Source organism: Suilimivivens aceti, from assembly GCF_025567405.1.
GTDB classification, from domain to species: Bacteria; Bacillota; Clostridia; order Lachnospirales; family Lachnospiraceae; genus Suilimivivens; species Suilimivivens aceti.
Window position 1 is genome coordinate 124,761 of the sequence record NZ_JAOQKJ010000004.1, and the last position, 24,721, is coordinate 149,481.

Annotated in this window: 22 protein-coding genes and 1 pseudogene; 2 read left to right on the forward strand and 21 right to left on the reverse strand. The window is 43.9% G+C overall.

Annotated features, from left to right (window positions below):
• Positions 1 to 322: 322 nt before the first annotated feature.
• The 9 genes and pseudogenes from OCV77_RS16640 to aroA all read right to left on the reverse strand — a co-directional run.
• Positions 323 to 475: pseudogene (locus tag OCV77_RS16640) on the reverse strand (site-specific integrase); the annotation flags it as partial.
• A 349-nt stretch (positions 476 to 824) separates the two neighbouring features.
• Complete coding sequence (locus tag OCV77_RS05835) at positions 825 to 1,301, reverse strand: NADAR family protein (protein WP_262574017.1); 477 nt, start codon at positions 1,299 to 1,301, stop codon at positions 825 to 827.
• Positions 1,298 to 1,717, reverse strand: a complete 420-nt coding sequence (locus tag OCV77_RS05840; protein ID WP_262574018.1) for a hypothetical protein — start codon at positions 1,715 to 1,717, stop codon at positions 1,298 to 1,300. Before OCV77_RS05840 ends, OCV77_RS05835 begins: the two co-directional genes overlap by 4 nt.
• Positions 1,718 to 2,133: 416 nt before the next feature.
• The gene (metA, locus tag OCV77_RS05845; RefSeq protein ID WP_262574019.1) at positions 2,134 to 3,051 is read right to left on the reverse strand and encodes a homoserine O-acetyltransferase MetA; all 918 of its coding nucleotides are present in this window, start codon (positions 3,049 to 3,051) and stop codon (positions 2,134 to 2,136) included.
• A 59-nt stretch (positions 3,052 to 3,110) separates the two neighbouring features.
• Complete coding sequence (locus OCV77_RS05850) at positions 3,111 to 3,707, reverse strand: hypothetical protein (protein ID WP_262574020.1); 597 nt, start codon at positions 3,705 to 3,707, stop codon at positions 3,111 to 3,113.
• A 54-nt stretch (positions 3,708 to 3,761) separates the two neighbouring features.
• On the reverse strand, positions 3,762 to 5,798 hold the full coding sequence (gene ligA, locus OCV77_RS05855; RefSeq protein WP_331488759.1) for an NAD-dependent DNA ligase LigA: 2,037 nt from the start codon (positions 5,796 to 5,798) through the stop codon (positions 3,762 to 3,764).
• A 119-nt stretch (positions 5,799 to 5,917) separates the two neighbouring features.
• Positions 5,918 to 6,655 (reverse strand): pseudouridine synthase, encoded by a 738-nt coding sequence (locus tag OCV77_RS05860; protein WP_262574021.1) that lies wholly within the window; start codon positions 6,653 to 6,655, stop codon positions 5,918 to 5,920.
• Positions 6,630 to 7,976 (reverse strand): GTPase HflX, encoded by a 1,347-nt coding sequence (gene hflX / locus OCV77_RS05865; RefSeq protein ID WP_262574022.1) that lies wholly within the window; start codon positions 7,974 to 7,976, stop codon positions 6,630 to 6,632. Before hflX ends, OCV77_RS05860 begins: the two co-directional genes overlap by 26 nt.
• A complete protein-coding gene (gene aroA, locus OCV77_RS05870; protein WP_317246622.1) occupies positions 7,954 to 9,990 on the reverse strand; it encodes a 3-phosphoshikimate 1-carboxyvinyltransferase in 2,037 nt (678 codons plus the stop codon). Before aroA ends, hflX begins: the two co-directional genes overlap by 23 nt.
• A 78-nt stretch (positions 9,991 to 10,068) precedes the next feature.
• On the opposite strand from aroA, the gene OCV77_RS05880 reads away from it, so the two are divergent.
• Complete coding sequence (locus OCV77_RS05880; RefSeq protein WP_317246623.1) at positions 10,069 to 10,596, forward strand: N-acetylmuramoyl-L-alanine amidase family protein; 528 nt, start codon at positions 10,069 to 10,071, stop codon at positions 10,594 to 10,596.
• Positions 10,597 to 10,632: 36 nt separating this feature from the next.
• Here OCV77_RS05880 and OCV77_RS05885 read toward each other — a convergent pair whose 3' ends face one another.
• The 7 genes from OCV77_RS05885 to hisS form a co-directional block, all read right to left on the reverse strand.
• Positions 10,633 to 12,348, reverse strand: coding sequence for a DUF4037 domain-containing protein (locus OCV77_RS05885; protein WP_262574023.1), 1,716 nt, complete (start codon positions 12,346 to 12,348; stop codon positions 10,633 to 10,635).
• Between the two features lie 14 nt (positions 12,349 to 12,362).
• Positions 12,363 to 14,036, reverse strand: coding sequence for an ABC transporter substrate binding protein (locus tag OCV77_RS05890; RefSeq protein ID WP_262574024.1), 1,674 nt, complete (start codon positions 14,034 to 14,036; stop codon positions 12,363 to 12,365).
• Between the two features lie 110 nt (positions 14,037 to 14,146).
• Positions 14,147 to 15,268 (reverse strand): UDP-galactopyranose mutase, encoded by a 1,122-nt coding sequence (gene glf, locus OCV77_RS05895; RefSeq protein ID WP_262574025.1) that lies wholly within the window; start codon positions 15,266 to 15,268, stop codon positions 14,147 to 14,149.
• Positions 15,261 to 15,443, reverse strand: coding sequence for a hypothetical protein (locus tag OCV77_RS05900; RefSeq protein ID WP_262574163.1), 183 nt, complete (start codon positions 15,441 to 15,443; stop codon positions 15,261 to 15,263). Before OCV77_RS05900 ends, glf begins: the two co-directional genes overlap by 8 nt.
• A complete protein-coding gene (locus OCV77_RS05905) occupies positions 15,409 to 15,663 on the reverse strand; it encodes a heavy-metal-associated domain-containing protein (protein WP_262574026.1) in 255 nt (84 codons plus the stop codon). The genes OCV77_RS05900 and OCV77_RS05905 overlap by 35 nt, the downstream gene beginning before the upstream one ends.
• A gap of 67 nt (positions 15,664 to 15,730) precedes the next feature.
• On the reverse strand, positions 15,731 to 17,029 hold the full coding sequence (gene eno / locus OCV77_RS05910; protein WP_262574027.1) for a phosphopyruvate hydratase: 1,299 nt from the start codon (positions 17,027 to 17,029) through the stop codon (positions 15,731 to 15,733).
• A 206-nt stretch (positions 17,030 to 17,235) separates the two neighbouring features.
• Positions 17,236 to 18,495: a histidine--tRNA ligase gene (hisS, locus tag OCV77_RS05915; RefSeq protein WP_118797815.1), complete on the reverse strand. Its 1,260-nt coding sequence runs from the start codon at positions 18,493 to 18,495 to the stop codon at positions 17,236 to 17,238.
• A gap of 139 nt (positions 18,496 to 18,634) precedes the next feature.
• Here hisS and OCV77_RS05920 point away from each other — a divergent pair, with 139 nt between their 5' ends.
• Positions 18,635 to 19,663, forward strand: a complete 1,029-nt coding sequence (locus OCV77_RS05920; RefSeq protein ID WP_262574028.1) for a 3-deoxy-7-phosphoheptulonate synthase — start codon at positions 18,635 to 18,637, stop codon at positions 19,661 to 19,663.
• Between the two features lie 18 nt (positions 19,664 to 19,681).
• Here OCV77_RS05920 and OCV77_RS05925 read toward each other — a convergent pair whose 3' ends face one another.
• From OCV77_RS05925 to OCV77_RS05945, 5 genes are all read right to left on the reverse strand, one after another.
• A complete protein-coding gene (locus tag OCV77_RS05925; RefSeq protein WP_262574029.1) occupies positions 19,682 to 20,302 on the reverse strand; it encodes a stage II sporulation protein M in 621 nt (206 codons plus the stop codon).
• A 105-nt stretch (positions 20,303 to 20,407) separates the two neighbouring features.
• Positions 20,408 to 20,947, reverse strand: coding sequence for an NUDIX hydrolase (locus tag OCV77_RS05930; protein WP_118797812.1), 540 nt, complete (start codon positions 20,945 to 20,947; stop codon positions 20,408 to 20,410).
• A gap of 7 nt (positions 20,948 to 20,954) precedes the next feature.
• Positions 20,955 to 22,241 (reverse strand): aspartate aminotransferase type Ic, encoded by a 1,287-nt coding sequence (locus OCV77_RS05935; protein ID WP_262574030.1) that lies wholly within the window; start codon positions 22,239 to 22,241, stop codon positions 20,955 to 20,957.
• Positions 22,242 to 22,444: 203 nt separating this feature from the next.
• Positions 22,445 to 23,992, reverse strand: a complete 1,548-nt coding sequence (gene rny, locus OCV77_RS05940) for a ribonuclease Y (protein ID WP_262574031.1) — start codon at positions 23,990 to 23,992, stop codon at positions 22,445 to 22,447.
• Positions 23,993 to 24,094: 102 nt separating this feature from the next.
• A complete protein-coding gene (locus OCV77_RS05945) occupies positions 24,095 to 24,718 on the reverse strand; it encodes a regulatory protein RecX (protein ID WP_262574032.1) in 624 nt (207 codons plus the stop codon).
• Positions 24,719 to 24,721: the final 3 nt, after the last annotated feature.

Below are 24,721 nucleotides of genomic sequence, written 5' to 3' on the forward strand. Positions count from 1 at the left end.
CCTTCGAGTCAAATTGGACATTTCCGCAACAACAGTATTATACCATATGATATTTATTTTGTTCATACATCAGGATGGTAGCAGGAACAACCTCCATTCGCTCTGCAATCTGCCTGGTAGTTAATGATTCCCTCTAATGATAATATTTCAAATTATCGCCCGGAAGATTACTCTTAGGCTTTTCCTCAAACGGCAAAGCTACATGGAGCAGTAGCCTGCCTTGATAGAATTGACACAATCGGTATATCCCTCGCATCTTGTATAGATACGCTATTCAATCATCAGCGTAAGCATTACCTTTAGTTACTTATTTCTTTTTATTTTACAACCCCGACAATGTTCTCATAACCAAATCCACATCCTTATTTTCTAACTCTTGAATAATATGTAGATATGTCTTCTGTGTAGTTGTCATACTCGCATGTCCCAAGCGTCTCGCCACACTGGCCATAGACACCCCTGCAAATAGCAATAATATCTTCATTCGGCATCACAATATTCAAATCTCCACCCAGCAAAATACCTGATTTATCAACGGTTGCAGCCCTTGCAATATCCTCTGCTGTTTCACCTGATGCAGGAACAATAACCTCTCCACCCTTACTGTATACAGAACCCTCTTTTGCTTCTACATACGTATCCACATCTGAAATGCTGGTTTCATATTTTGTATATAATCTTCCATATAAAATAATCGGAGCCTCGGATTCAGTCAAATCACCTTTTGAATAACCACTTCCTTTACTAAACGTCATCCAACTTACGCTGTTCCCAAGTTTTTCACTCTGTAATTTGCAAAATATAACACTTACGATGAAATAGAGTTATTCCACATGATTTCGAACCATCATCAGTGTATATCCCAAAAGATTTTTCCCTTTCCACTGTGAAATATCAAATCGTCTTTCGTCTTTCACAGACAAGCCAATTCCCCATACACTATCATGTACTGCACATTCGGCAAGTATCGCATCCTTAGTTTCTAATAGCTTCTTTTTCAATATCTCTTGTTGTGAAAATTTAGCAAGTAGTCCTTCATACACTATTAACTGCCTTACACCATTCCAAATATTGTCATTATATCCTGAAACTGTCCGACCCAATTCTTTAATACGTGCTACATCATCAATTGCAAGTATTTGCTCTGCTATCGTCCCATCCCGAAAACAAACAGCCTTATGATACATCATAAATTGCTCCACTGAAGAAAATGTTTTCCCATCCACTTCAAAATATGATAAATACCAATTACTCAAAAAACCATTTTCTTCATCTGGATTATGAAAACAGATAACTTTCATGATACTGCCCCTACTTTCTGTACTGCCAGTTCTAAATCCAAGTCATGAAGACCTGCATATGCTTTTTTTAGAAAATCTACAGGAATTTTCTGAAGAATTTCTGCACTTGAAAGGTTATAATACCACTGATAATAAGCATAAAACTCACCAATCCAATCTGGCATAAATCCTGTCATTGCCTTTCCAGATTTCATATGATAATCCTCATTATCACAAAAATACTTCCACAATTCTTTTTCATCCATTGTATTTACATATGCCTGCGCCTCATCTATATATTTTCTGGTTTTACTCATCATATAGGCATTTATAAAATCTTCAGTATCTTTATCAGGGAAAGTCTCTGCTACATAGTCAAATAATCTTCCTTGATTTTCCACTACTCCCTCTAGATACGCTTCTGAATATGCTTTCATACTCATTCACCTCTTAAATCAGTGTACTAATCACATTTATCACTTTATTTGCATCCGAATTAACCAATTCTCGCATCTTTTTTCGTGCAATGTCATCTCTATAATTATATTTCTGATGGAATTCGTTATATAAAATTAAGATACACCTTTCTTTATCTCTTGTCTCTGCTTTTGTAAGTTTTTTGCACATTTTTGTCATTTTTAATAAAAATCAGTTGATATATAATCACAACAGTCAGAATTCTTTTGATAACATAATATAAGGATAGCACAGTACGAGTCCATTTATCGGTACTCACACTGTGCTATTTTTAAACAATACAACAGAACTGACGGAAAAGATCCATCCAGCTTAAGTTCATGGTCCTCTCTGATGCAGGAAATAATATACAGAATCATTTCACCCGTAACCTTTTTCAGTTAATCTCATTCAGATCATAAGGTGTGGTCTGGTATACGTAGTAGTTGAGCCAGTTGCAGTAAAGGTTATTGCTGTGGGAGCGCCATTGCAGAGATGGTCTTTGCGTGTCATCGTTCCCCGGATAATAGTTCTTCGGCATCTGAATAGGAAGTCCCTTATTTTTATCCCTCATATATTCATTATGCAGGGTATACCGGTCATACTCCGGGTGTCCCATAACGAAGATCTGCCGGCCTTCCTCCGCCATACAGAGAAGGACTCCTGCCTCCTCTGACTCTGCCAGCACTGTCAGTTCACTGCAGTTATGGATATCCTCAGAAAGAACTGCTGTATGTCTGCTGTGAGGGATCAGAAAAGTATCGTCAAAGCCTCTCACAAGTGGAACCTTGCGGTTCATTACCTTATGCTCGTAAACACCAAACAGCTTCTGTGGCAGGAGTACCTTTTTCAGTCCGTAGTGATAGTAAAGTCCTGCCTGGGCTCCCCAGCAGATATGGAACGTGGAAAAGACATGCTTTCTGCTCCAGTCCATGATCTCACACAGTTCCTTCCAGTAATCCACCTCTTCAAAAGGGATCTGCTCTACCGGTGCCCCGGTAATGATCAGTCCATCGAATTTGTTATTTTTCAGCTCATCAAATGTCTTGTAAAACTGGTTCAGATGCTGGATCGGTGTATTTAATGATACATGACTGTTCATTTTCATAAAGGAAACTGCTATCTGCAACGGGGTATTGGATAATGCCCTAAGGAGCTGCAGCTCCGTGTCCTGCTTCACCGGCATCAGATTCAGGATGCAGATACTAAGAGGACGGATATTCTGATGCATCGCCCTGTCTTCATCCATTACGAATATATTTTCATTTTCCAGTATGCCCTTCGCTGGCAGATCATTTTGTACCTTAACCGGCATTCCCTTTTCCTCCGATTTCTCTTTCTTATTCCGTTCCTTATTCTGTCAATTCTTATCTGTTAATAAAACACCCGGCCGTTTTCGAGATTTTTTCTGTATTCACATGCCTTCGCATAAAGCGTATTCGGATGAATACACTGTTTTTTCTCCGAACATTCCTTATACCTTGCACAGCAGGCAAAGGCAGCCGCCTTTGGCACATAATTTTCTATGCCATACCGGATACAATTCTCGAGGCATTTCACAAAATTCTCTGAATTCTTATCCATCCGGACAGAAAACCGTCCATTTATGTCTTCCACAGCCTCTTCAAATTCCTTTAACCCGGAGTTTCTGGAATCAACCGCCACTATATCCGGGTTTGATTTCAGAATTCCTTCCCTGATCCTGGCAAGAACTGTATTTCTACTTCCGTTCCTTTTATCTTCCACAAGATCCGGCTCATAAACACACACAGCATACGAAGAAATCCTGTTGTCTTTTCCTGGATTTACCAGCACTGACAGTGCATGCTCCGTCAGATGCAGCTCCTGCTCCAGTGCCGGGAACATCCCAGTCAGACGCTCCTGCCAGCCTTCTGACGCATCTGCTTCCACAAATTCATTTTCATTCATATTTTTATCTGACTCTTTTATATCCTTTTCGTTCAAAAGCATGATTCCATTCTCTTCCATTAAACTATAAATATTACTGTGAAACAAGTAAAAAACTCAGGAAAGCATTTTCAGAAGTTCTTCCTCTGTAATAACAGGGATTCCAAGTGCCTGTGCTTTTATAAGCTTGCTTCCTGCCGCCTCTCCTGCCACCAGGTAATCTGTCTTTTTGCTAACAGAGCCTGTACATTTTCCGCCATTATTTTCAATCAGGTCTGCGACTTCTTTTCTGCCAAGCGTCTGCAGTGTTCCCGTCACAACAATCGTCAGTCCCTTTAATTTATCACCCGCATCATTATTTTCCGGCATTTCCATAGTAAGCCCGGCGGCCTTAAGCTCTGATATGATCACCTGATTCTCCGGATCATCAAAATACTGTCTGATACACTGTGCCGTAGTATCTCCTATGTCATCAATTGCGATCAGTTCTTCATAAGAAGCCTTCTGCAGATCATCGATAGATGCGAAATGCTTCATGATCGTTCTGGCTGTATTTTTTCCTACATTTCTGATCCCCAGACCTGTCAGCAGCTTAAACGGTTCGTTTTCCTTAGATTTTTCGATTGCCTCCAGCACTTTGACCGTTCCTTTTTCTTTGCCAAATACGCCTTTCGCAATCAATTCTTCTTTATGCTCCTTCAGCTTATAAATATCTGCAAAGGTTTTCACGTATCCTGCCTTGATCAGTATATCGATGATCGAATCTCCGAGCCCCATAATGTTCATTGCATCCAAAGAGCAGAAATAGGAAATCGTTCTTGTCAGCTGTGCCGGGCAAAGTACATTCTGACAGCAGATATCTGCCATATCCTCATCCTTCACCAGGATGCTTCCACAGACTGGACATCTTTCCGGTGCCTTAAAAACCTGCTTTGGTGCCTCAACGCATCCGTTTAACTTGGGGATGATTTCCCCGCTCTTAAATATCCTGTATGCTCCTCCAAGACCTGCCTGCATTTCATTAATATAATCCTGATTATGCAGAGTTGCTCTTGATACATTCGTCCCACACAGTCTTGCCGGCTTTCCTGTGATCTGATCATGAAATACTCCGGTAAAGGTAAGCTTGCCGGTTCTGCCGACATCCACCAGGATATCGTCCATGATCACGACACGCTCTTCCGGTGGATATTTATAGGCGATATGTCCGCTTGAATATTTGCTTCCCGCCGGGAAATCATTCCGGTATCGGATTTGGTCGATTTTAATGACTGCTCCGTCAATATCGTAATCCAGCTCACCACGCATATCCCCGATCTCATCTATCGTTCTGATGATCTCCTCTGCTGTATTGCATTTTCTGTGAAAAACAACCGGTATCCCATGCCGCTGCAGGATATCCATTCCCTTGCAATGACTTTCCGTCAGCTCCTCCGGTCCCTGCTGCACATTAAATACAAACATACGAAGCCCACGCTTCTTTGTAACTCCCGGATCCAGCTGCCGCAGTGTTCCTGCCGCCAGATTTCTTGGATTGGCAGCCAGCTTCTTTCCCGCCTGTTCCTGCTCAAGATTATAGCCTTCAAAATCTTCATGGGACATGTATACTTCCCCGCGAAGCTGCAGGGAAGCATAAGGCAGATCCACTGACCGTTTCACATCCGGGATCACAAGCGCATTGGCTGTCACATCCTCACCAACCAGTCCATCTCCTCTGGTTTCTGCAAGAATAAGCCTTAAGCATCCATCTTCCTCCTTCTCATACCGAAGTGTCATGCTGAGTCCGTCTATTTTGGTCTCGACAGAAAAACTGCAGTCCGGGTGAAGGGCTTTTACCTTCTCTACCCATGCAGTAACATCTTCCTTTGTAAAAACATCTTCAATGGAAAGCATCGGCACATCATGTGTCACCTTAACACCTGCCTCGCGCTTCGCCGTGCCACCGATCTTCTGCGTCGGAGACTGTGGTGTGACCCATTCCGGATGCTCCTTCTCGGCTGCTTTCAGCTTCAGCATCAGCTGATCATAGTCATAATCACTGATCTCCGGTTCATCCTGATTATAATAGCGATCCATATGATAATTGATTGTTTTCGTAAGTTCATCGTATTCTTTTTTGTCCATTACCTCTGTTTCTATCCGATTACTATCCATTTTACTTGCAGGATTCCCTTCATTTATTTTTATTTTTCCTTCAATGCCTATTTCATAATCACTGTTTTTCTCCGTCTTTCTGTCTGCAGGCTTTCAGGTATCAAAAAGATCTTCTATTTTTATAATTCCTTATATTTACTGGTATTTTTCATGCATGAATTGTATAACATCTGTAATTCTATCCCAGTGATCTGGCGGTATTTCCCGGGTAATAAGCCTGCAAGTTCCACAGTTGCCACACGGATTCTTTTGATCGCTGTCACCTCAAATCCCAAAGCATGGGACATTCGTCTGATCTGTCTGTTGACTCCCTGGGTTAGAATGATCCGGAAGGTAAATTTCCCGATTTTCTCTACCTTACAGGGTTTTGTCCTGCGGTTCAGCTCCCTTAAGAACACACCATCTGCCATATTCTGCAGGAACTCGCCTGTAATCTCCTTATTCACCTTCACGATATATTCCTTTTCATGGTTTCCACTGCCATTCATCATCGTATGGATCAGGTCTCCGTCATTCGTAAGCAGGATCAGCCCCTCTGAATCTTTATCAAGCCGACCTGCATAGGTCACTCTCACCGGCAGCTTCACCTGCTGCGTCAGAACCTTGTCCGCATGCCGGTCTCTCTCCGTACACGTCACTCCAAGAGGCTTATAGTAAGCGTAAACCACTTTATCATTTTTCCCGGGAAGATGTTTACCATTCACCACGATCTCGTCCTCATCCGAGACCTGGAGCCCCATCACAGCCTTCTGTCCGTTTACCTGGACCCTTCCCTCTTCTATTAGCTTATCAGCATCTCTCCGTGAGCATACGCCGCAGGATGCCAGATATTTATTCAATCTTTCCTTCTGCATCATTTCCCCCTGTTTCTGTCAGATAGCTGCGGTATTTTTCCCTGTCTGCCGGATGGCATTTCACCAAAAGAAGTGTTCCCTCTTCCTTATATTCCCGCTTAAGTATCACAGCATTTTCCATAAAGTAAGAAACAATATCCCCTCTTTGAAAAGGAATCAGGAACTCTCCCTCCACCTGATCTGCATAAATCTTTTCAAGGATCTCCCCGACAAGCAGATCCAGTGATGCTTCTTCCTTTGCTGAAACAAAGAGCTTATCCCCGACTGTTCTCGGATAGGAAGCCCCCTCCCTTCTGTCCGCCTTATTATATACGGTAAGCATGGGAATATGTCCTGCGGAAAGCTCTGACAGGGTCTGCGCCGTTGTTTTCATCTGTTCCTCATAAAAGGGATCCGAATAATCCACCACCTGTATAAGCAGATCAGCATTCTCTATTTCCTCCAGCGTAGACCGGAACGCTTTCACCAGGCTGTGGGGCAGATCATGGATAAATCCAACTGTATCTGACAGCAGAAAGTCTCTGTTATCCCCGGTATTGATCCGGCGGACCGAGGTATCCAGTGTAGCAAAAAGCATATCCTTCTCAAGCACTCTCTTTTCTTCTCCGGCCGCATAACGATCCACCATGGCATTCATGATCGTTGATTTTCCTGCATTGGTATACCCGACAAGGGAAACAAGCGGCAGTCTTCCTTTATTTCTTCTGCTCCGCTGTACTTCTCTCTCCTTGGTAATTTCCTTCAGCTCACGCTGCAGTTCCGCAATTCTGTGTTCGATCTTCCGTCTGTCTAACTCCAGCTTCTTTTCTCCGGCTCCCCTGCTGCTCATGCTTCCACTGGTTCCGCCCTGCCTTGTCAGTGCTTCATGCATGCCTACCAGTCTTGGCAGAAGATACTGAAGCTTTGCTGTTTCCACCTGAAGCCTGGCTTCTCTTGTCCTTGCCCTGCTTTCAAAGATCTCCAGGATCAGTGTCGTCCTGTCCATAACCGGGACATCCAGCAGATCCTGCAGATTTCTCAGCTGGGATGGTGTCAGGGAATTGTTGAAAACAACCAGATCAGCTTCCAGCCTTACACACAGTTCCTTTAATTCCTGTACCTTGCCAGCTCCCATATAGAGCCCTTTATTCACCGTTTCCAGCCTCTGTATGACCATACCGACCGGTTCCATATAGCAGGCTTTCGCAAGACTGGCAAGCTCATCCATTCTGTGTGACATATCACCTGTTGATTCTGTGATACCCTCCTCCACTGCCGCCAGTACGACCCTTTCTGCTCTTTCCTCTGTTATTTCAACTGTATTACTGTTCCGCACTTCCTGCATGATTGTTTTCCTGTAATTCCTCGATCAATTCAAAATAATTTTCAAATGTTTTCCTGCAGCATCCAGGATTCCTGATCCCGATCTTTCCTGTTTTCAGCCCGATCAGTGAAAAGGCCATTGCCATTCTGTGATCCTCATAGGTCTCCACTTCCGTTTCTCTGATCCCATCTTCTGAAACCGGTCTGATCAGAATTCCCTTTTCCTCCGGAATCTCCTCGCAGCTGACACCCATCCTGTTTAATTCAGTGATGATCGCTTTCATCCGGTCTGATTCCTGATAGCGGATATGTTCTATATCACAGATCCTTGTTTCTGAAGCAGCAAATGGTGCAATTGCTGCCATGGTCATAGTCTGGTCAGAAAAATCCTTCATGGAAAGAGTCTGCCCCGGATACGCACTTAACAGACGGCCATCCACACAGATCCCTTTCTCTGTATCCTCCATCTTACACCCCATTTTGGAAAGCACAGATAAAAATGCAATATCTCCCTGTATGGAGTTTTCATGGACTCCATTTACAATAACACATGTTTTTAAAAGTGGAGCCATTGCATAGAAATAACAGGCTCCAGAAACATCCGGCTCGATCTCATATACCGGAACGCCAAAGGAAGCATTTCCGGACACGATGCACTTCCTTCCTTCCCTTTCCACTTCAATTCCAAACTGTCTCATCATAGCAAGTGTCATTTTAATATATGCACCTTCGCTTCTGTCTCCTTCAAGTATGACAGTCAGGCCATCTTCCTTCATGGCTGCACACATTAATAAAGCACTGGCAAATTGACTGCTGATCTTTGTATCGATCCTTACTTCCTTCTGATGAATACCGTCAGAATGCAGGGCAAAAGGAAAATGTCCTTCCTCCCCGTGGAATTCAAATGTAACACCACATGCCTCCAGCAGGGAAAGCAATGGCTCCATGGGACGCTTACACATCTGGGGTGATGCTGTCAGTTCATAATCCCCTCCAGCCATAGCCAGCATTACTGTAAGAAAACGTGCCGCAGTTCCTGCACTTCTTACATCGATGGAAGCCTTTCTGTCAGGAATCCTTCCTCCTGTTCCTTCTATTATAACTTCTTTCCTTTTCTCATTTATTTCAATATTAAATCCTAATTTAATTAAGCAGTCCAGAAAGCCACGGGAATCATCGCTGAACAGGACTCCTTTCAAATGACATGTTCCCTGTGACAGTGCTGCCAGAAGAAGTGCCCTGTTTGTGATGCTTTTAGATCCCGGCACACTTACAGTAATTTCCCGGTTCTCCTGAAATTTGGACAGCCATTTTACAGGTGCTGCTGTTTCCATTTCTCTTTCCATTTCTGTTTCTTTCCCGGATGTTTCTATCAGAGCCAGCAGCTCTTCCGGTCTGTTTATCATCGCAGCCGCTCCGGCTGCCTGCAGCTCTTCTACTGTCCGGAATCCCCATGTGACAGATACACAGTCCATTCCTGCATTTCTGGCAGTTGCAATATCCACATCAGAATCTCCCACATACAGGGCATCTTTTTCTGATACCTGTAATAACCGCAGTGCTTCCCTGGCAGTATCCGGTGCCGGTTTCTTGCGAATTCCTTCGCTTGCGCCGATTGCTACCTTCAGATATTTTTCAAAATAAAGATGATACAGGACATCCACTCCCTCCTGCATCTTGTTGGATACGATTGCCGTTTTGATTCCTTTTTTCTGTAAGCTTGTCAGAAGCTCTGCGATTCCGGGATAGAGACAGGTCTTATCATTGCAATGTTCTTCGTAATATGCTTTAAATACAGCAAATACCTCTGTAAATGTCTTTTCATCCTGATCCGGCATAAGTGCTCTCTGCACCAGCTTCTCAACACCATTTCCAACAAAATTCCGTACTTCCTCCAGTGACCGTTCTTTTTTATGATACATCCGCAGTGCATAATTTACACTGTCCTTCAGATCCTCCAATGTATTTAACAGAGTTCCATCCAGGTCAAATATAACTGCCTGATATGCTTTTTTCTCTTTAGTCTGATTTTTCATGCCTACTTCCTTTCTTACGATACACAGCTATCTGTTTAACAGCATACAATATCTTAAGTCCTTTTAAAAGAGGTTTTTATGGCTACAGTTGTAATTGATGCCGGTCATGGGGGTTCCGACTTTGGTGCTGCCTATCTTGGGCGAAAAGAAAAGGATGATACCCTCCGCCTTGCCCTTGCTGTGGGAAACATACTGGAAGAAAATGGTGTAAATGTGATCTATACAAGAACCAGTGATGTCTATACCAGCCCTGCCGGTAAAGCTGCAATGGCAAATGCCTCCGGTGCAGACTATTTTCTCTCTATCCACCGTAACTCCAGCCCCTATGATAACCAGTATACTGGTGTAGAATCCCTCGTTTATTCCAAAAACGGCATTGCAAGAACCATTGCCGAGAACATAAACCGTGAGCTTACCCGTGTAGGATTTGTCAATCAGGGGATCCAGGAACGGCCAAATCTGGCTGTCCTGCGCCGGACTGACATGCCTGCCGTCCTTGTAGAAGTCGGATTTATTAATACAGATAAAGATAACATACGTTTTGATACTCAGTTTCAGGAAATTGCCAGGGCAATTGCCAATGGATTGTTAAAGAGTATTTCCTGACATGCAGAGAACCTGCCGATGGCAGGTTCCCTGATTCTATTCGAGTGCTGGTATACCCTTCAGGATATTCTCTGTATGATGCTCCAGATAATTATCCTCTCCGCTTGTCAGACCCTCTTTCTTCATTTCTGCAATAATACGTGACACTATGAACTCTATCGTTTCCGGAATTCTTTCATCCCCAACCGGCATCTGTGACAAAGCAGTAAGCACATCTCTCAATTCTTTGAGCAGTGGGAGCTTTTCCAGTCCTCTGTGCATCCATTTATAAAAAGGCGCATAGCTCCGGTTCAGCAGATAGATCATCGCCATCGTATGCTTCATGAATTCTGCCAGTGCGATCTGTGCCGTTACTGTTTCATTTCTTCCAAGCATACGGCTGTAATTATATTGCCCGGCCTGTGCCATCAGTGCCGCTTCCCTGGCGATCTTTTTGAGTCTCACTTCCTCCGGATAATAAGAAAGCAATCCTTTTCGTATTCTCGTGAACTCTCCAAGATCATCCCTGAAAACCCTTCCGTTAGTGGCTGTACTGAGCTGATAGTCCTGTATAACCTCCCATTGTCTTCTGGATACCGGTACATCCTGCAGTCCTATGAGTTCTCCGTAGAACTCACTGATCCGGAATACACCGACTCTTTTTCTTGCCTTGGCAGAGGTTACCCTTGTGACTCCCATAAAGGTGTGCGGCAATTCATCATAGGCCTGCTGCAGCTCTTCACCGATCTCATCATATACCTGATCTGTCAGCCAGAGGCAGAAGCCCGGGCCAAAATCATGATCTCTTGATACTTCATCATCATATCCAAAGCATTCCGATCCTTCTCCTACCAGTCCTGCTGCGATCACACCCTCATATGCCGGAAACCTTGTCCTGATCATAGGGATACCATATTCTTCATAAAAGGCCTGACACAGCTCCATTCCCTTTTCAAAGCTGCGGTTTCTGATCAGTGCATTTTTCTGCTCCTGGATAACTGCATGCAGGTTTTGTAATGTAATTTCGTATGCCTGGTTTCTTCCTGATGTCCTCTCAATCTCAAGAAGTGCCAGCTTATAAAACCTGGCGGATTCCTCAAGCTCCCCTGTCAGATACAGTACCTCACCCATTGCCGACAGTGCACCGCTGTAATGATAATCTCTTTCTTCATCCATTTCGTACAGGGATATCGCTCTTTTCAGATGATCCATGGCTTCTTCATAGCGGAGCAGCTTAATCTCCGCCAGTGCCAGATTCGTATAGATCGCTGCCACCTCTGTCCTGGCACCCTGATACTGACTGGCAACAGAGAGTGCCCTTTGCAGACAGTCACAGGCACTTTCATCGTCCTCTGTCTGCTGGAAAAGAAGACTCATGCCCTGATACAGCTCTACATATCTGAAATCATTATAAGCTATGCTTCCCTCATAAATCCCTTTGACCTCCTGATAGGCTCTCATGGCATCCGAAAGAAGCCCGGCCTCTCTGTATGCATCTGCTACATGAAGAAGCGTAGCTGCATAGGGAATTGTCCCTTTCATTCCCATTCCCTGCAAAAGCAGGAGAACCTGCTGACAGTATTCCACCATCTTTTCAAATTCTCCTGTTCCTCCATAATAGCTGATCAGTTCATTCATCAGCGTGATCACTGCACGCCTGTCACCTTCCTCAGCTGCCTCTTCCATTTTTTCTCTTAAATAGCCTTCTACCAGGTCGGTTCTGCGGTTTTCAATCAGAGAATCCAGCTGCGACAATACTAATTCCACATTCATATTTCTGCCTCCATTCACTTCTCTTCACTTTTCCCACCCTCATAATATGCAAAACGATTTTTTCCACTCTTTTTTACCGTATACATAGCAGAATCTGCACACTCGATTAATTCCTCCAGTGTAGAAGCATCCTTTGGGAAGGATGCAATTCCAATACTGCCTCCAACTCTTCTGAATTCTCCAGCCAGAGAAAACGGTTTGGAAAACAGCTCCTTGCACTGCATTGCCGTCTTATCTACGATCTTACTCTGTATACTCTGGATTATAATGATAAATTCATCACCTGCATAGCGGTAAGGCATCAGAATCTGTGAATGAAGCATCTTCATCCTTGCTGCCAGCTCCCGCAGTGCATCATCGCCTGCCGCATGTCCATAAGTATCATTGATCTTTTTAAATTCATCAATATCGATCATAAAGATCGTACACGGTGTGCCATTCCGGATCAGTTCCTCCAGATCTGTCATCAGCTTGCTTCTGTTGGGGATCCCTGTCAGGAAATCATGATTGGAAGCATTTTCCATAATCCCTCTTGCCTCCTCCAGTTCCCTGTACAATCTCCTTCTGCGCAGATTATCGACCAGTGAAACCAGCACTACCACAAGAAGCATACCTATCAGGATACCGCCCGGTATCAGCACCTCTTTATTTCTCTGGAAAAAGGGCTGACGATAATTAACGATCTTTGTTCCTTCCGGAAGCATCTTCATGTCAAGACCATAGGCTTTCATAACCAGCTCATCTACACAGTAAATGTTCGGACTGGCACCCACTACTCCGATCTCACCGCTGTTCTTCCCATTGATGATATCCATTGCCATGCCGGCAGCTTCTTCTCCTGATTTTCTCATAGAAACAACATTGCCACCAAGAAGTCCTTCCCCGATCCCCTCTTCCATCATCCGGAATACCGGAACCGCGGCCGCTCCGGTGATCAGTTTTACTGCCTCCCTGCTTGAATACTGCTTTCCACTTTCGTCTTCCGTCATGCAGATATAAATCAGTATTGTTCCCTTTCCAAGCTGTCTGATCTTCCCCTTCAGCTGCATAGTACTCAGTTCAGATGCATTGATCTCAGAAAATGTAAGCTCCGGAAACTTTTCTTCACAGGCGAAAAACTGTTCTCTGATAGTCCTTCCTGTCACACTGTCATCCAGAATAGCTACTACCTTCTTCGCATCAGGCAGAAGTGTTTTCGCAAAGACAATGTTTTTTTCGACTGACAGCTTTTCTATAACACCAGTTATCAATGGATCCTCTGACATTTCATAAGCAAGCTGTTCATTATTGACTCCTTCATATACAAGGGGAATTTCTGCAAACAGCTCCTCCCTGTACTTCTGTGCAAAAAGAAGGGCTGCATCATCTCCCAGAATGATCACATCATAAGGTGCTACCTTGCTGAGTCTGTATTTCAGTCCCTCATAAAATAACTGTTCACTCGTTTCGTCACTGACACGCTTGGTATCCATGAACTCATAGTCTACCACTGCTTCATCACTGACTCCCGCCTGAATACCCTCTATCTGGGACTGTACCGTATCCCACCCATAATTATAAGAACTGATAAAAAGGATTCTCCCCTCTGCGCTTTCTTTTCTGTTTTCTTCAGCCTGGACGCTGATACCTCCAAACACAAGTGACAGCAGAAGACAATATAACAGAATTTCAGTGATCCGTCTTCTCATTCTGATCCCCCTCTTTTTCTTATACATTTACACTTGCAAGCATATCTTTGCATCTAGTACTATAGTATCACTTTCCAGTATTTTATTCAATTTGGAAACCCCTTATTTTATCAGTTTTCTCCAAAAATTTTCCTGCATAGCTTCAGACTGCCTGCTATGACTGCATCCATGTCATAATACCGGTATTCTCCAAGCCTTCCGCCAAAGATCACCTTTTCTTCCTTATCAGCCAGTTTTTTGTATTTTTCATAAAGGGTGTTATTTTTTGTGTCATTTACCGGATAATATGGTTCATCCCCTTTTTTCCACTCAGAAGAATATTCTCTGCTGATCACGGTCTTAGGCAGATCATCTCCCTTTTCATCTTTTCCAAACTCAAACCATTTATGCTCAATGATCCTTGTATAGGGTGTTTCTCTGTCAGTATAATTTACAGCAGCATTTCCCTGAAAATTAATCTGATCCAGAAGCTCCGTTTCAAAACGCACGCTTCTGTATTCCAGTGTCCCAAAGCAGTAGTCAAAATAAGCATCCACAGGACCAGTATAGATAACCTGATCCGCCAGACCGTTCCAGTGCTCCCTGTCTTCCAGATAATCCTCACGCAGCCTGACCTCAATGCCTTCAAGCATATTCTGCACCAGCCTCGTATACCCTCCAATCGGAATCCCCTGATACAACGCATTAAAATAATTATTATCAAAGGTAAAACGTACCGGCAGACGTTTGATGATAAATGCCGGCAGCTCACTGCATGGACGTCCCCATTGCTTCTCCGTATATCCCTTGATCAGCTTTTCATAAATATCGGTTCCTACCAGAGAGATTGCCTGCTCTTCCAGGTTCTTCGGCTCTGTGATATGGGCCTCTCTCTTCTGCTCCTCAATCTTCTGTGCGGCTTCCTCTGGTGTTACCACACCCCACATTTTATTAAAGGTATACATATTAAAGGGAAGACTGTACAGCTCCCCCTTGTAATTAGCCACCGGACTGTTGGTAAAGCGGTTAAAGTCTACATATTTTGTCACATAGTCCCATACCATCCTGTCATTGGTATGAAAAATATGTGCACCATACCGGTGTACATGGATTCCTTCTATATCCTCTGTGTAAACATTCCCGGCAATATGATCTCTTTTATCAATAACAAGCACCTGTTTTCCTGCTTTTCTGGCTTCACAGGCAAATACGGCACCGAAAAGTCCCGCTCCAACTACCAGATAATCATACATTCTCTGAGCGTCCCCCTTTATTCTTCATTCTGATATCATATTTTACCACATTTACCGGATAAGGGCAAAAAAATTGCCGTCCCTGCCAGATATCTGGCAGAGGCGGCACAGGCATAGTCATCAGATCCTCTCTGATCCTTTTATTTTCCGAAATGGAATAATCCTTTTTTCTCATAGGGCTCACTGCTGTCTGAAAGAAGCCTGTATCCGATTCCTTCGATCTCTTTCCCAAGGAGTGGAATATCCAGTTCTTCCTCACTGATCACTACAGTTTCTCCGGCTTTGGCAGAGGAAGTCACCTTCTTTACCTTTGCCACCTTTCTGATCAGATCGTTCATATGTGCTTCGCACATGCTGCAGGCCATTCCATCGATTTTTAATGTTGTCTTTATCATGATCCTCTCTCCTTTTCTACAGGCAAGTGTACTCCTGCCCATTGTTCTTTTCAAGGAGTATCACATGTTACTTTACATGAAATGCTTTCATTCCCGGATATACTGCGCTGCTGCCCAGTTCCTCTTCAATACGGAGTAACTGGTTGTACTTGGCAACTCTTTCTGAGCGGCTGGGTGCACCGGTCTTGATCTGACAGGTGTTTAATGCCACAGCAAGGTCAGCGATCGTCGTATCTGCTGTTTCACCGGAACGGTGGGAGCTGATCGCCGCATAGCCTGCTTCATGTGCCATCTTGATCGCTTCCAGTGTCTCAGAAACAGAACCGATCTGATTTAACTTGATCAGAATGGCATTACCGGCACCAAGTGAGATTCCCTTGGAAAGTCTTTCTGTATTGGTCACAAAAAGGTCATCTCCGACAAGCTGTACCTTATCACCCAGTCTCTTTGTCAGCTTCTGCCAGCCTTCCCAGTCCTCTTCATCCAGACCGTCCTCGATGGAAATGATCGGATATTTCTCACAAAGGTCTGCCCAGTGCTCGATCAGTTCCTCATCCGTATATTCTGTACCGGCCTTGGGAAGCTTATAATAGCCCTTGCCCTTCTCACTCTTCCATTCAGAAGATGCAGCATCCATGGCAATCTTAAAATCTCTGCCAGGCTCATAGCCTGCCTTCCTTACTGCCTCCAGAATTGTTTCGATTGCCTCTTCATCAGACCTAAGAGCCGGTGCAAATCCACCTTCATCTCCTACTGATGTAGCAAGTCCTCTCTCCTTTAAAATAGAAGCCAGCGCATGGAATACCTCTGCACACCACCGCAGACATTCCTTAAAGGAAGGAGCTCCTACCGGCATGATCATAAATTCCTGTACATCAAGTCCGGAAGACAGTGCATGACATCCTCCGTTGATAATATTCATCATGGGAACCGGCAGTCTGTTCCCGGAAATACCGCCAAGGAAACGATACAACGGAATATCCAGGGAAATGGATGCTGCTCTTGCACATGCAATGGATACTGCCAGAATCGCATTGGCACCCAGCTTCGATTTATCCCTTGTTCCATCTGCTTTGATCATTGCCTGGTCTACTGCATAGATGTCAGATGCATCCATGCCACAGAGTACCTCATTGATTGTTGTATTGATATTCTGAACAGCCTTCTGCACGCCCTTCCCCAAATATCGTCCCTTATCTCCATCACGCAGTTCAAGTGCTTCAAATTCACCTGTAGAAGCACCACTTGGTGCTGTTCCTCTTCCTACGGTTCCGTCAGCCAGTGTCACTTCCGCTTCAACGGTAGGATTTCCTCTTGAGTCTAATATTTCTCTTCCGATAACTTTTTCAATTTCCAGGTAATTCATCCCTGCTGTCTCCTTTCTGTAAATGAAGATACTCCCTGCCGGAAGGTTTTTCTTCCGGTGGCTTCTGATTCAGCAGCTCAGAGCCGATGGGAGTCTTCCATGATTTATTCGCAAGTTAGTTGTATCTAACTCTTGAACTATTATACAAAAAGGATTTCTGCAAAACAAGAGTTTTTAATGAGAGCTTTTCTCAGATTCTTCCATATTTATTTCAGAGGATCCTTATAGAATTCGCGGAAGGTTGTATAGCCGTCTTTCGTAAGCTGTTCCTTCTGGAATTTTTTATTCTTATTCATCCTGACAACAAGCACCTGAGTTCCTGATTTTCTCTCCTCCTGTGCTGCTGCGATCACCTTGCACAGCTCTTCCTTTGCCACACCCTTCTCGATCAGGAAAGCTGCCTTCTCAGGCTGGGAAGGTACCTTAAATCCATTCTCCATAAGAAGCAGGATGATTCTTTCAAATCCAATGGAAAAGCCGCAGGCGGGAACATCATTTCCTGTAAATTTACCTACCATCCTGTCATATCTGCCGCCGCCACCACAGCTTCCGCCAAACTGCGGCATTGCGATCTCAAAAATCGTGCCGGTATAATAAGACATTCCTCTAACCAGAGTTGGATCAAATACAAGTTCAAAATCAGCACTCTTGGTAGAATTTACACTTTCCATGATCTCCTGAAGGCTTTCCCTTACTTCCTCATCCAGGAAATCACCAAGCTTTTTTGCAAGATAGGCAAGACCATTTTCAGAAGCCTCCATACCCCTGAACAACTCCAGGTATTTATCAACACTTTCCTTGGCGAAGCCATCTTCAAGAAGCTCCGCTTCTACTCCTTCAAGTCCGATTTTGTCCATCTTGTCAAGGGTAATAAACACATGATCATAGCTTTCTTCTGCAAATCCACTGTAGGCTGCCATAGCCTTCAGGATCCTTCTTTCATTGATCCTGATCTGGAATCCTGAAAATCCAAGCCTGCCAAGAGTCGTTGTCGTAGCCAGGATCAGCTCGATCTCTGCCAGGTTGGAGGGTTCTCCCAGAATATCAATATCACACTGCATGAACTGACGGTAACGGCCACGCTGCGGTCTGTCAGCACGCCATACATTTCCCATCTGCAGAGCCTTAAAGGGTGTCGGAAGTTCATTGGCATGTGCAGAGTAATACCGCACTAACGGAACAGTAAGATCATAACGGAGACCTCCGTCCACCAGATCCTTCTCTTCCTTTGCTGCTTCAAGATTCAGCTTCTCTCCACGCTTTAATATTTTAAAGATCAGCTTCTCATTCTCTCCACCCTGCTTATTGGTCAGATTCTCTATATTCTCCACACAGGGGGTCTCAATGGAAGTAAATCCAAATTTACCATAGGTCTCCTTGATCACACCGATCACGTAATCTCTGATCTTCATTTCCTCCGGCAGAATATCCTTCATACCGGTTACCGGTTTCTTACTAAGTGCCATAATCCGGCCTCCCTTTTCTTTTATACTTTGATAGATGATACCCCGTAATTTTACACTGTTTCCAGATGCTTTGCAACCTTGCGCTTTCTTTTTTTCTATATTATAATAACAAATGCTTACATCAGAGGAGGAAACTATTATGTCATTTGAGTTTGTGAAAAAATTGCCAACTCCAAGCGAGATCAAGGAGCAGTATCCTGTTCCTGAAAAGCTTGTTGCGTTAAAGAAAGAAAGAGATCAGGAGATCCGTGATGTACTCACCGGAAAAAGCAATAAATTTCTTGTGATCATTGGTCCCTGCTCCGCAGACAATGAAGATGCTGTCTGCGACTATGTCAGCCGCCTTGCAAAGGTCAACGAAAAGGTAAAGGATAAACTGATCCTGATCCCCAGGATCTACACCAATAAGCCCCGTACCACCGGTGAGGGCTACAAGGGGATCGTGCATCAGCCGGATCCTGAAAAAAAACCAGATCTTCTGGCAGGCCTGATCGCCATGCGTAAGATGCAGATTCATGCCATGGATGTTTCCGGTCTTACTGCTGCTGATGAAATGCTCTATCCCGAGAACTGGAGATATGTTTCCGACATTCTTTCCTATGTGGCCATTGGCGCCCGTTCCGTAGAGGATCAGCAGCACCGTATGACCGTCAGCGGTTTTGATGTGCCTGCCGGCATGAAAAATCCTACCAGCGGAGATCTTACCGTTATGCTGAATTCTGTTTATGCAGCCCAGCATCCCCATACCTTTATCTACCGTGGATGGGAGGTAAATACAACCGGTAATGACCTTGCCCACACCGTTCTGCGTGGTGCCACCAGTAAGCATGGCCAAAACCTTGCCAACTATCACTACGAAGACCTGAATCTGCTGCTGCAGCTTTATAATGAAAGGGATCTGAAGAATCCTGCTACGATCATTGATTCCAATCACAGCAATTCTTCCAAGCAGTACAAGCAGCAGATCCGTATTATCAAGGAGGTTATGCACAGCCGTAAGCTCAGTTCCGATATCCATAACCTCGTTAAGGGTGTCATGATCGAAAGCTATCTGGTAGAAGGCAGCCAGAAGGTAGGCGAGGGTGTCTATGGAAAATCCATTACCGATCCCTGCCTTGGCTTTGAAGATTCTGAGCAGCTTATTTATGATATTGCTGAATATGAATAATCTGACACGACTTCTCTTTTAAAGAAGCATCTTTACCCCATCTGCTACCAGCAGGGGATTTACATAGCATTCAAGAAAGCAGCCCATCACTGTGATGAACAGGATCCACAAGAGGATCAACAGCAGTGAAATGAGCTGCTTTTTCCGTCCTGTGTATATCGGCCATATGCAGCCTTCCGGTGCCCTTGAAATGCAGCTTATCTGATAACAGAAGCAAAGCAGCAGAAAAAAGGCCGGCAGCAGGAGCAGCTGGTGCGGGAACAGTAGTACGATCAGGAACAGCACTCCCCTGCCTCCGTAAGCCAATACTGTTCCAGAGAAAAGAAGCCCTGCCAGGAAGCCTTTCATTACAGTGTAAAGCCTGATTGCCAGAAAACCAAAGCATGTGGTAGAAAGAAGAAGCAGACAGGCTGCAGGACGTAATCTCCTTGGTAATTCATATTTAAGAAACTGTCCCTTATCCAGTTTTCCATAACTCATCTCAAGAAGGACACTTTTTCTGAAAAATGTCTCTGTGCCTGCAGCACCGTGTCCTGTGAAGTACATGAACAGAATGCCTGCCAGGATTCCAGCCAGAAAATAAAGCAGACAGCTTCTGTAAAGCCGCCTTCGTTTGATATATTCCATCCGTTCCCGCATATTTCTTCCCCTTCTTTTCCGATCTCATATGTTTGTCTAATATATGAAAAACAGACAGCACATATACCTATGCACTGCCTGTCTCTTTTATCCTGCAATTTTCCTTTATCTTACATATTTTTCTTTATAGGCCAGGATCGCAGATACTGTCTTGGAATCCTCAATCGTTCCATCAAGGATCATCGAAATAAGTTCATCCAGATCGTACGCTTTCACCGTCACAAACTCATCCTCATCCAGATGCTGTTTTCCAGGTGTCAGACCTGTTGCCACATAAATATCGATCTTTTCATTACAAAAAGCCACTGTAGTCCTGATGCGGAGAAGCAATTCTATTTTTTCTGCATGATAGCCGGTTTCCTCTGTCAGTTCACGAAGTGCTGCCTGATCTGTCGGCTCATTTTCTCCATTCAGTCCGCCTGCCGGAATCTCCAGTGTATAACGATCCAGTGCATTCCTGTACTGGCGTACCATGATAAGACGTCCCTTATCATCCACTGGAACCACCGCTGCTGCACCCTTATGTTTGATAAAATCCCACTTAACAATATTTCCATTCGGAACCTTAATCGTGTCCTGATAATAATCAATAATGGCACCCTTCTGCACAAGATCCCTGGACAATCTCTGAAATTCTTCCATGATAAATGATCTACGCCTCTTTCAACAGTTTTTCTACACTGACAATCTTTACGCAAAGGACAAACAGGTCTGTCGCCATTGCCAGTTCTTCTGGTGTCGGGAAGCTGGGTGCCAGACGGATATTGCTGTCCTTTGGATCCTTCTTATAGGGGTAGGTTGCACCGGCGCCTGTCAGTACCACACCTGCCTCCTTACACTTCTCAACGATCTTCTTTGCACAGCCCTCCAGTGCATCAAAGGAAATGAAATAGCCACCCTTAGGTTCTGTCCAGGAACCTATGCCAAGACCATTCAGTTCACTTTCAAGTACATGGAACACCGCCTCAAATTTAGGACGCAGGATTGCTGCATGCTTCATCATATGTGCTTTCATTCCCTCTGCGTCTTTAAAATATCTTACATGACGCAGCTGATTGACCTTGTCATAACCGATCGTCTGAATCGTCATAAATTTTTTAATGAAATCAAGATTGGCTTTTGATGCAGCCAATGCTGCAATACCACTTCCCGGGAAAGTAACCTTTGAGGTAGAGCAGAATTCATATACCATATCCGGGTTACCTGCTTTTTCACATTCTGAAATGATATCTAACAGAGTATCCTTTTTTTCTTCGTACAGATCATGGATCACATAGGCATTGTCCCAGTAAATACGGAAGTCCTTTGCTGCCGGCTTCAGTGCTGCAAACCGCTTTACCGTCTCATCGGAATAAGTATATCCCTGCGGATTAGAGTACTTTGGTACACACCAGATTCCCTTGACTGCCGGATCCGTATTTACCAACTCCTCTACCATGTCCATATCAGGTCCATCCTCTGTCATGGGCACATTGATCATTTCTATCCCGAACTGCTCGGTAATCGCAAAATGTCTGTCATATCCGGGAACAGGACAGAGAAACTTCACCTTATCTAACTTACACCAGGGTGTTTCTCCCATCACACCAAATATCTCAGACCTTGCCACTGTATCATACATAATATTCAGGCTGGCATTTCCAAATACGATAACATTATCTGCCGAAACCCCCAGAACATCTCCGATCAGCTTTCTTGCTTCCGGTATACCATCCATTATACCATAGTTTCTGCAATCAACGCCCGCTTCCGTCTTAAATATGGAGTCAGCATTCAGAACATTCATAAAATCCATTTCCATATCGAGCTGTGAAGCTGCCGGTTTTCCTCTCGACATATCCAGTTTAAGTTCTTTGGCCTTTGCCTCTTCATATTCCTTATTCAGCTGCTTCTGTAAAGTCAGAAGTTCTTCTTTACTTAAATCTTTGTACGCCTTCATATAAGATCTCCTTTGCATAAACTAAGTCGTATCTTTGGATAATTGTATACAATCCAATTGCCACGATATATTGTACTATAGAGGATAAAATACAGCAAGTATTTTTTTGAAAACATTCTGCTCCTCTTCAGCTGTTTCCCCTTTTCTGTACATACACAAGAAAAAAGGGTCTGGCATAACATGCCAAAACCCTTTTCAATTACTTATTTTGCATAATCAATTACTCGGCTCTCGCGAATTACATTGACCTTAATCTGTCCGGGATATTCCATTTCAGCTTCAATCTTCTTGGAAATATCTCTTGCCAGCAATACCATATCAGAATCACTGATCTGGTCTGGAACTACCATTACACGAACCTCTCTACCAGCCTGAATAGCAAAAGACTTATCTACACCTTTAAAATTGTTTGTTATATCTTCTAACTGTTTGAGTCTGCTTGTATATGTCTCAAGCGTTTCTCTTCTTGCGCCCGGTCTTGCAGCGGATATTGTATCTGCAGCCTGTACAATACATGCAATTAATGACTGGGGCTCTACATCACCATGATGCGCCTCAACGGCATTGATCACAATTGCGGATTCCTTATACTTTCTGCAAAGGTCTACGCCAAGCTGAATGTGGGAACCTTCCATCTCATGATCCACAGCCTTACCAATATCATGCAGCAGACCTGCACGCTTGGCAACTCTGACATCAAGTCCCATTTCTGCAGCAAGCAGTCCTGACAACTGTGCCACTTCGATGGAATGCTTTAATGCATTCTGACCATAGCTTGTTCTGAACTTCATCTTACCAAGGAGTTTGATAAGTTCAGGGTGAATACCATGCACACCTACTTCAAGGGTAGCTGCCTCACCTTCCTCTTTGATCATCACTTCTACTTCTTTTTGCGCCTTTTCAACCATCTCTTCAATTCTTGCCGGATGGATTCTTCCATCCACGATGAGTTTTTCAAGGGCAATTCTTGCCACCTCACGGCGAATCGGGTCAAAACCTGATAAAATAACGGCTTCCGGTGTATCATCAATGATCAGATCCACACCTGTCAGTGTTTCGAGAGTTCTGATATTTCTTCCCTCTCTTCCGATGATACGGCCCTTCATTTCGTCATTCGGAAGCTGGACAACAGAAATTGTAGTTTCTGATACGTGATCTGCTGCACATTTCTGAATCGCGTTAACTACATATTCCTTTGCTTTTTTGTCTGCTTCTTCTTTAGCACGGCTTTCCATTTCCTTGATCATGACAGCCGTTTCATGTTTCACTTCATCTTCAACAATTTTAAGTAAATACTCTTTTGCCTGTTCGGAGGTTAAACCTGAGATTCGTTCCAGTTCCTGTATTCTCTGCTCGTTCAGCTTTGAAATTTCTTCCCGCTGCTTTGCAAGTTCTTCCTCCCTTGCAGCCAGCCCGGCCTCTTTCTTTTCGATCGCATCTGATTTCTTATCGATGGCTTCTTCCTTCTGCTGGACTCTGCGCTCATAACGCTGTGCTTCGGCACGACGTTCCTTGATCTCCTTGTCCAGTTCGTTCTTGGTACGAATGGACTCCTCCTTGACCTCAAGAAGAGATTCACGCTTTTTGGTTTCAGCAGTTTTCAGAGCTTCATCAATAATCTCCCTTGCCTTATCTTCTGCACTTCCGATCTTAGCTTCTGATACTTTCTTATGGTATGCAGATGCCAGAAACCAGGTGACAGTAGCGGCAATAATCAGGGTAACGACTACTGCTATCAAAACTTGCACCATTTACAGGAGCACCTCCTTATTAAATTTTCATTGTACGCTTATCTATATAGAATGTATGTAGAAACATTCTAGCAACAAATTTACAACACTTAAATTTTAAACTTAAATCGTTGTGCTGTCAAGTAAAAGTGCACATCGGATCGTATCAACCTGAAATCCTTTTCTGTACAAAAGTGCTGAAAACTTCTGTTTTTCTTCAAAAGTAGCCTCATTCGGGACAAAATTTTTCTTATGCATCAGATTCAGGATCTGTTCTTTTTCAAGTTCTGTTCTGTCCTCTCCTGCCTTCTCTTCATAAACCTCCCCGGCAAGCTCAATAGAAATTCCCTTCTGTACAAGATCCCTGAGGATCCTGCTTCTGCTCCTGCTCTCCTTATGATATTCAATATAATCTTCTGCATACTGTCTGTCATCTATATAATGGTAGGATCTGACATAATCAAGTGCCTGCTCTATGATTTCCTCCGGATAATCACCCGCCTTCAGTTTGTCATAAAGCTGTTTTTCGGTATAGCTTCGGTTTTTAAGCAGATTCATAGCCCGCAGCTTTGCCCTTCTTGGCAGAAGATTCTCCATAATATCCCTGTAGGCTTCTTCTGTTATTTCCTGTCCCTCTTTCAGCCCGTAAGAACGCAATTCGCCTTTGTATAATACAAAGGCGAATGTTTCATCAACACTGACCAAAACCCGGGATTTCGCTATCTCCCTGATTGCAGTAACGGTCATGAG

Excerpts from the sequence above, each read along its gene's own strand:
- OCV77_RS05835 (WP_262574017.1), bottom strand. The coding sequence starts at position 1,301 with ATGAAAGTTATCTGTTTTCATAATCCAGATGAAGAAAATGGTTTTTTG.
- OCV77_RS05840 (WP_262574018.1), bottom strand. The coding sequence starts at position 1,717 with ATGAAAGCATATTCAGAAGCGTATCTAGAGGGAGTAGTGGAAAATCAA.
- metA (WP_262574019.1), bottom strand. The coding sequence starts at position 3,051 with ATGCCGGTTAAGGTACAAAATGATCTGCCAGCGAAGGGCATACTGGAA.
- OCV77_RS05850 (WP_262574020.1), bottom strand. The coding sequence starts at position 3,707 with ATGCTTTTGAACGAAAAGGATATAAAAGAGTCAGATAAAAATATGAAT.
- ligA (WP_331488759.1), bottom strand. The coding sequence starts at position 5,798 with ATGGATAGTAATCGGATAGAAACAGAGGTAATGGACAAAAAAGAATAC.
- OCV77_RS05860 (WP_262574021.1), bottom strand. The coding sequence starts at position 6,655 with ATGATGCAGAAGGAAAGATTGAATAAATATCTGGCATCCTGCGGCGTA.
- hflX (WP_262574022.1), bottom strand. The coding sequence starts at position 7,976 with ATGCAGGAAGTGCGGAACAGTAATACAGTTGAAATAACAGAGGAAAGA.
- aroA (WP_317246622.1), bottom strand. The coding sequence starts at position 9,990 with ATGAAAAATCAGACTAAAGAGAAAAAAGCATATCAGGCAGTTATATTT.
- OCV77_RS05880 (WP_317246623.1), top strand. The coding sequence starts at position 10,069 with ATGGCTACAGTTGTAATTGATGCCGGTCATGGGGGTTCCGACTTTGGT.
- OCV77_RS05885 (WP_262574023.1), bottom strand. The coding sequence starts at position 12,348 with ATGAATGTGGAATTAGTATTGTCGCAGCTGGATTCTCTGATTGAAAAC.
- OCV77_RS05890 (WP_262574024.1), bottom strand. The coding sequence starts at position 14,036 with ATGAGAAGACGGATCACTGAAATTCTGTTATATTGTCTTCTGCTGTCA.
- glf (WP_262574025.1), bottom strand. The coding sequence starts at position 15,268 with ATGTATGATTATCTGGTAGTTGGAGCGGGACTTTTCGGTGCCGTATTT.
- OCV77_RS05900 (WP_262574163.1), bottom strand. The coding sequence starts at position 15,443 with ATGAGAAAAAAGGATTATTCCATTTCGGAAAATAAAAGGATCAGAGAG.
- OCV77_RS05905 (WP_262574026.1), bottom strand. The coding sequence starts at position 15,663 with ATGATAAAGACAACATTAAAAATCGATGGAATGGCCTGCAGCATGTGC.
- eno (WP_262574027.1), bottom strand. The coding sequence starts at position 17,029 with ATGAATTACCTGGAAATTGAAAAAGTTATCGGAAGAGAAATATTAGAC.
- hisS (WP_118797815.1), bottom strand. The coding sequence starts at position 18,495 with ATGGCACTTAGTAAGAAACCGGTAACCGGTATGAAGGATATTCTGCCG.
- OCV77_RS05920 (WP_262574028.1), top strand. The coding sequence starts at position 18,635 with ATGTCATTTGAGTTTGTGAAAAAATTGCCAACTCCAAGCGAGATCAAG.
- OCV77_RS05925 (WP_262574029.1), bottom strand. The coding sequence starts at position 20,302 with ATGCGGGAACGGATGGAATATATCAAACGAAGGCGGCTTTACAGAAGC.
- OCV77_RS05935 (WP_262574030.1), bottom strand. The coding sequence starts at position 22,241 with ATGAAGGCGTACAAAGATTTAAGTAAAGAAGAACTTCTGACTTTACAG.
- rny (WP_262574031.1), bottom strand. The coding sequence starts at position 23,992 with ATGGTGCAAGTTTTGATAGCAGTAGTCGTTACCCTGATTATTGCCGCT.
- OCV77_RS05945 (WP_262574032.1), bottom strand. The coding sequence starts at position 24,718 with ATGACCGTTACTGCAATCAGGGAGATAGCGAAATCCCGGGTTTTGGTC.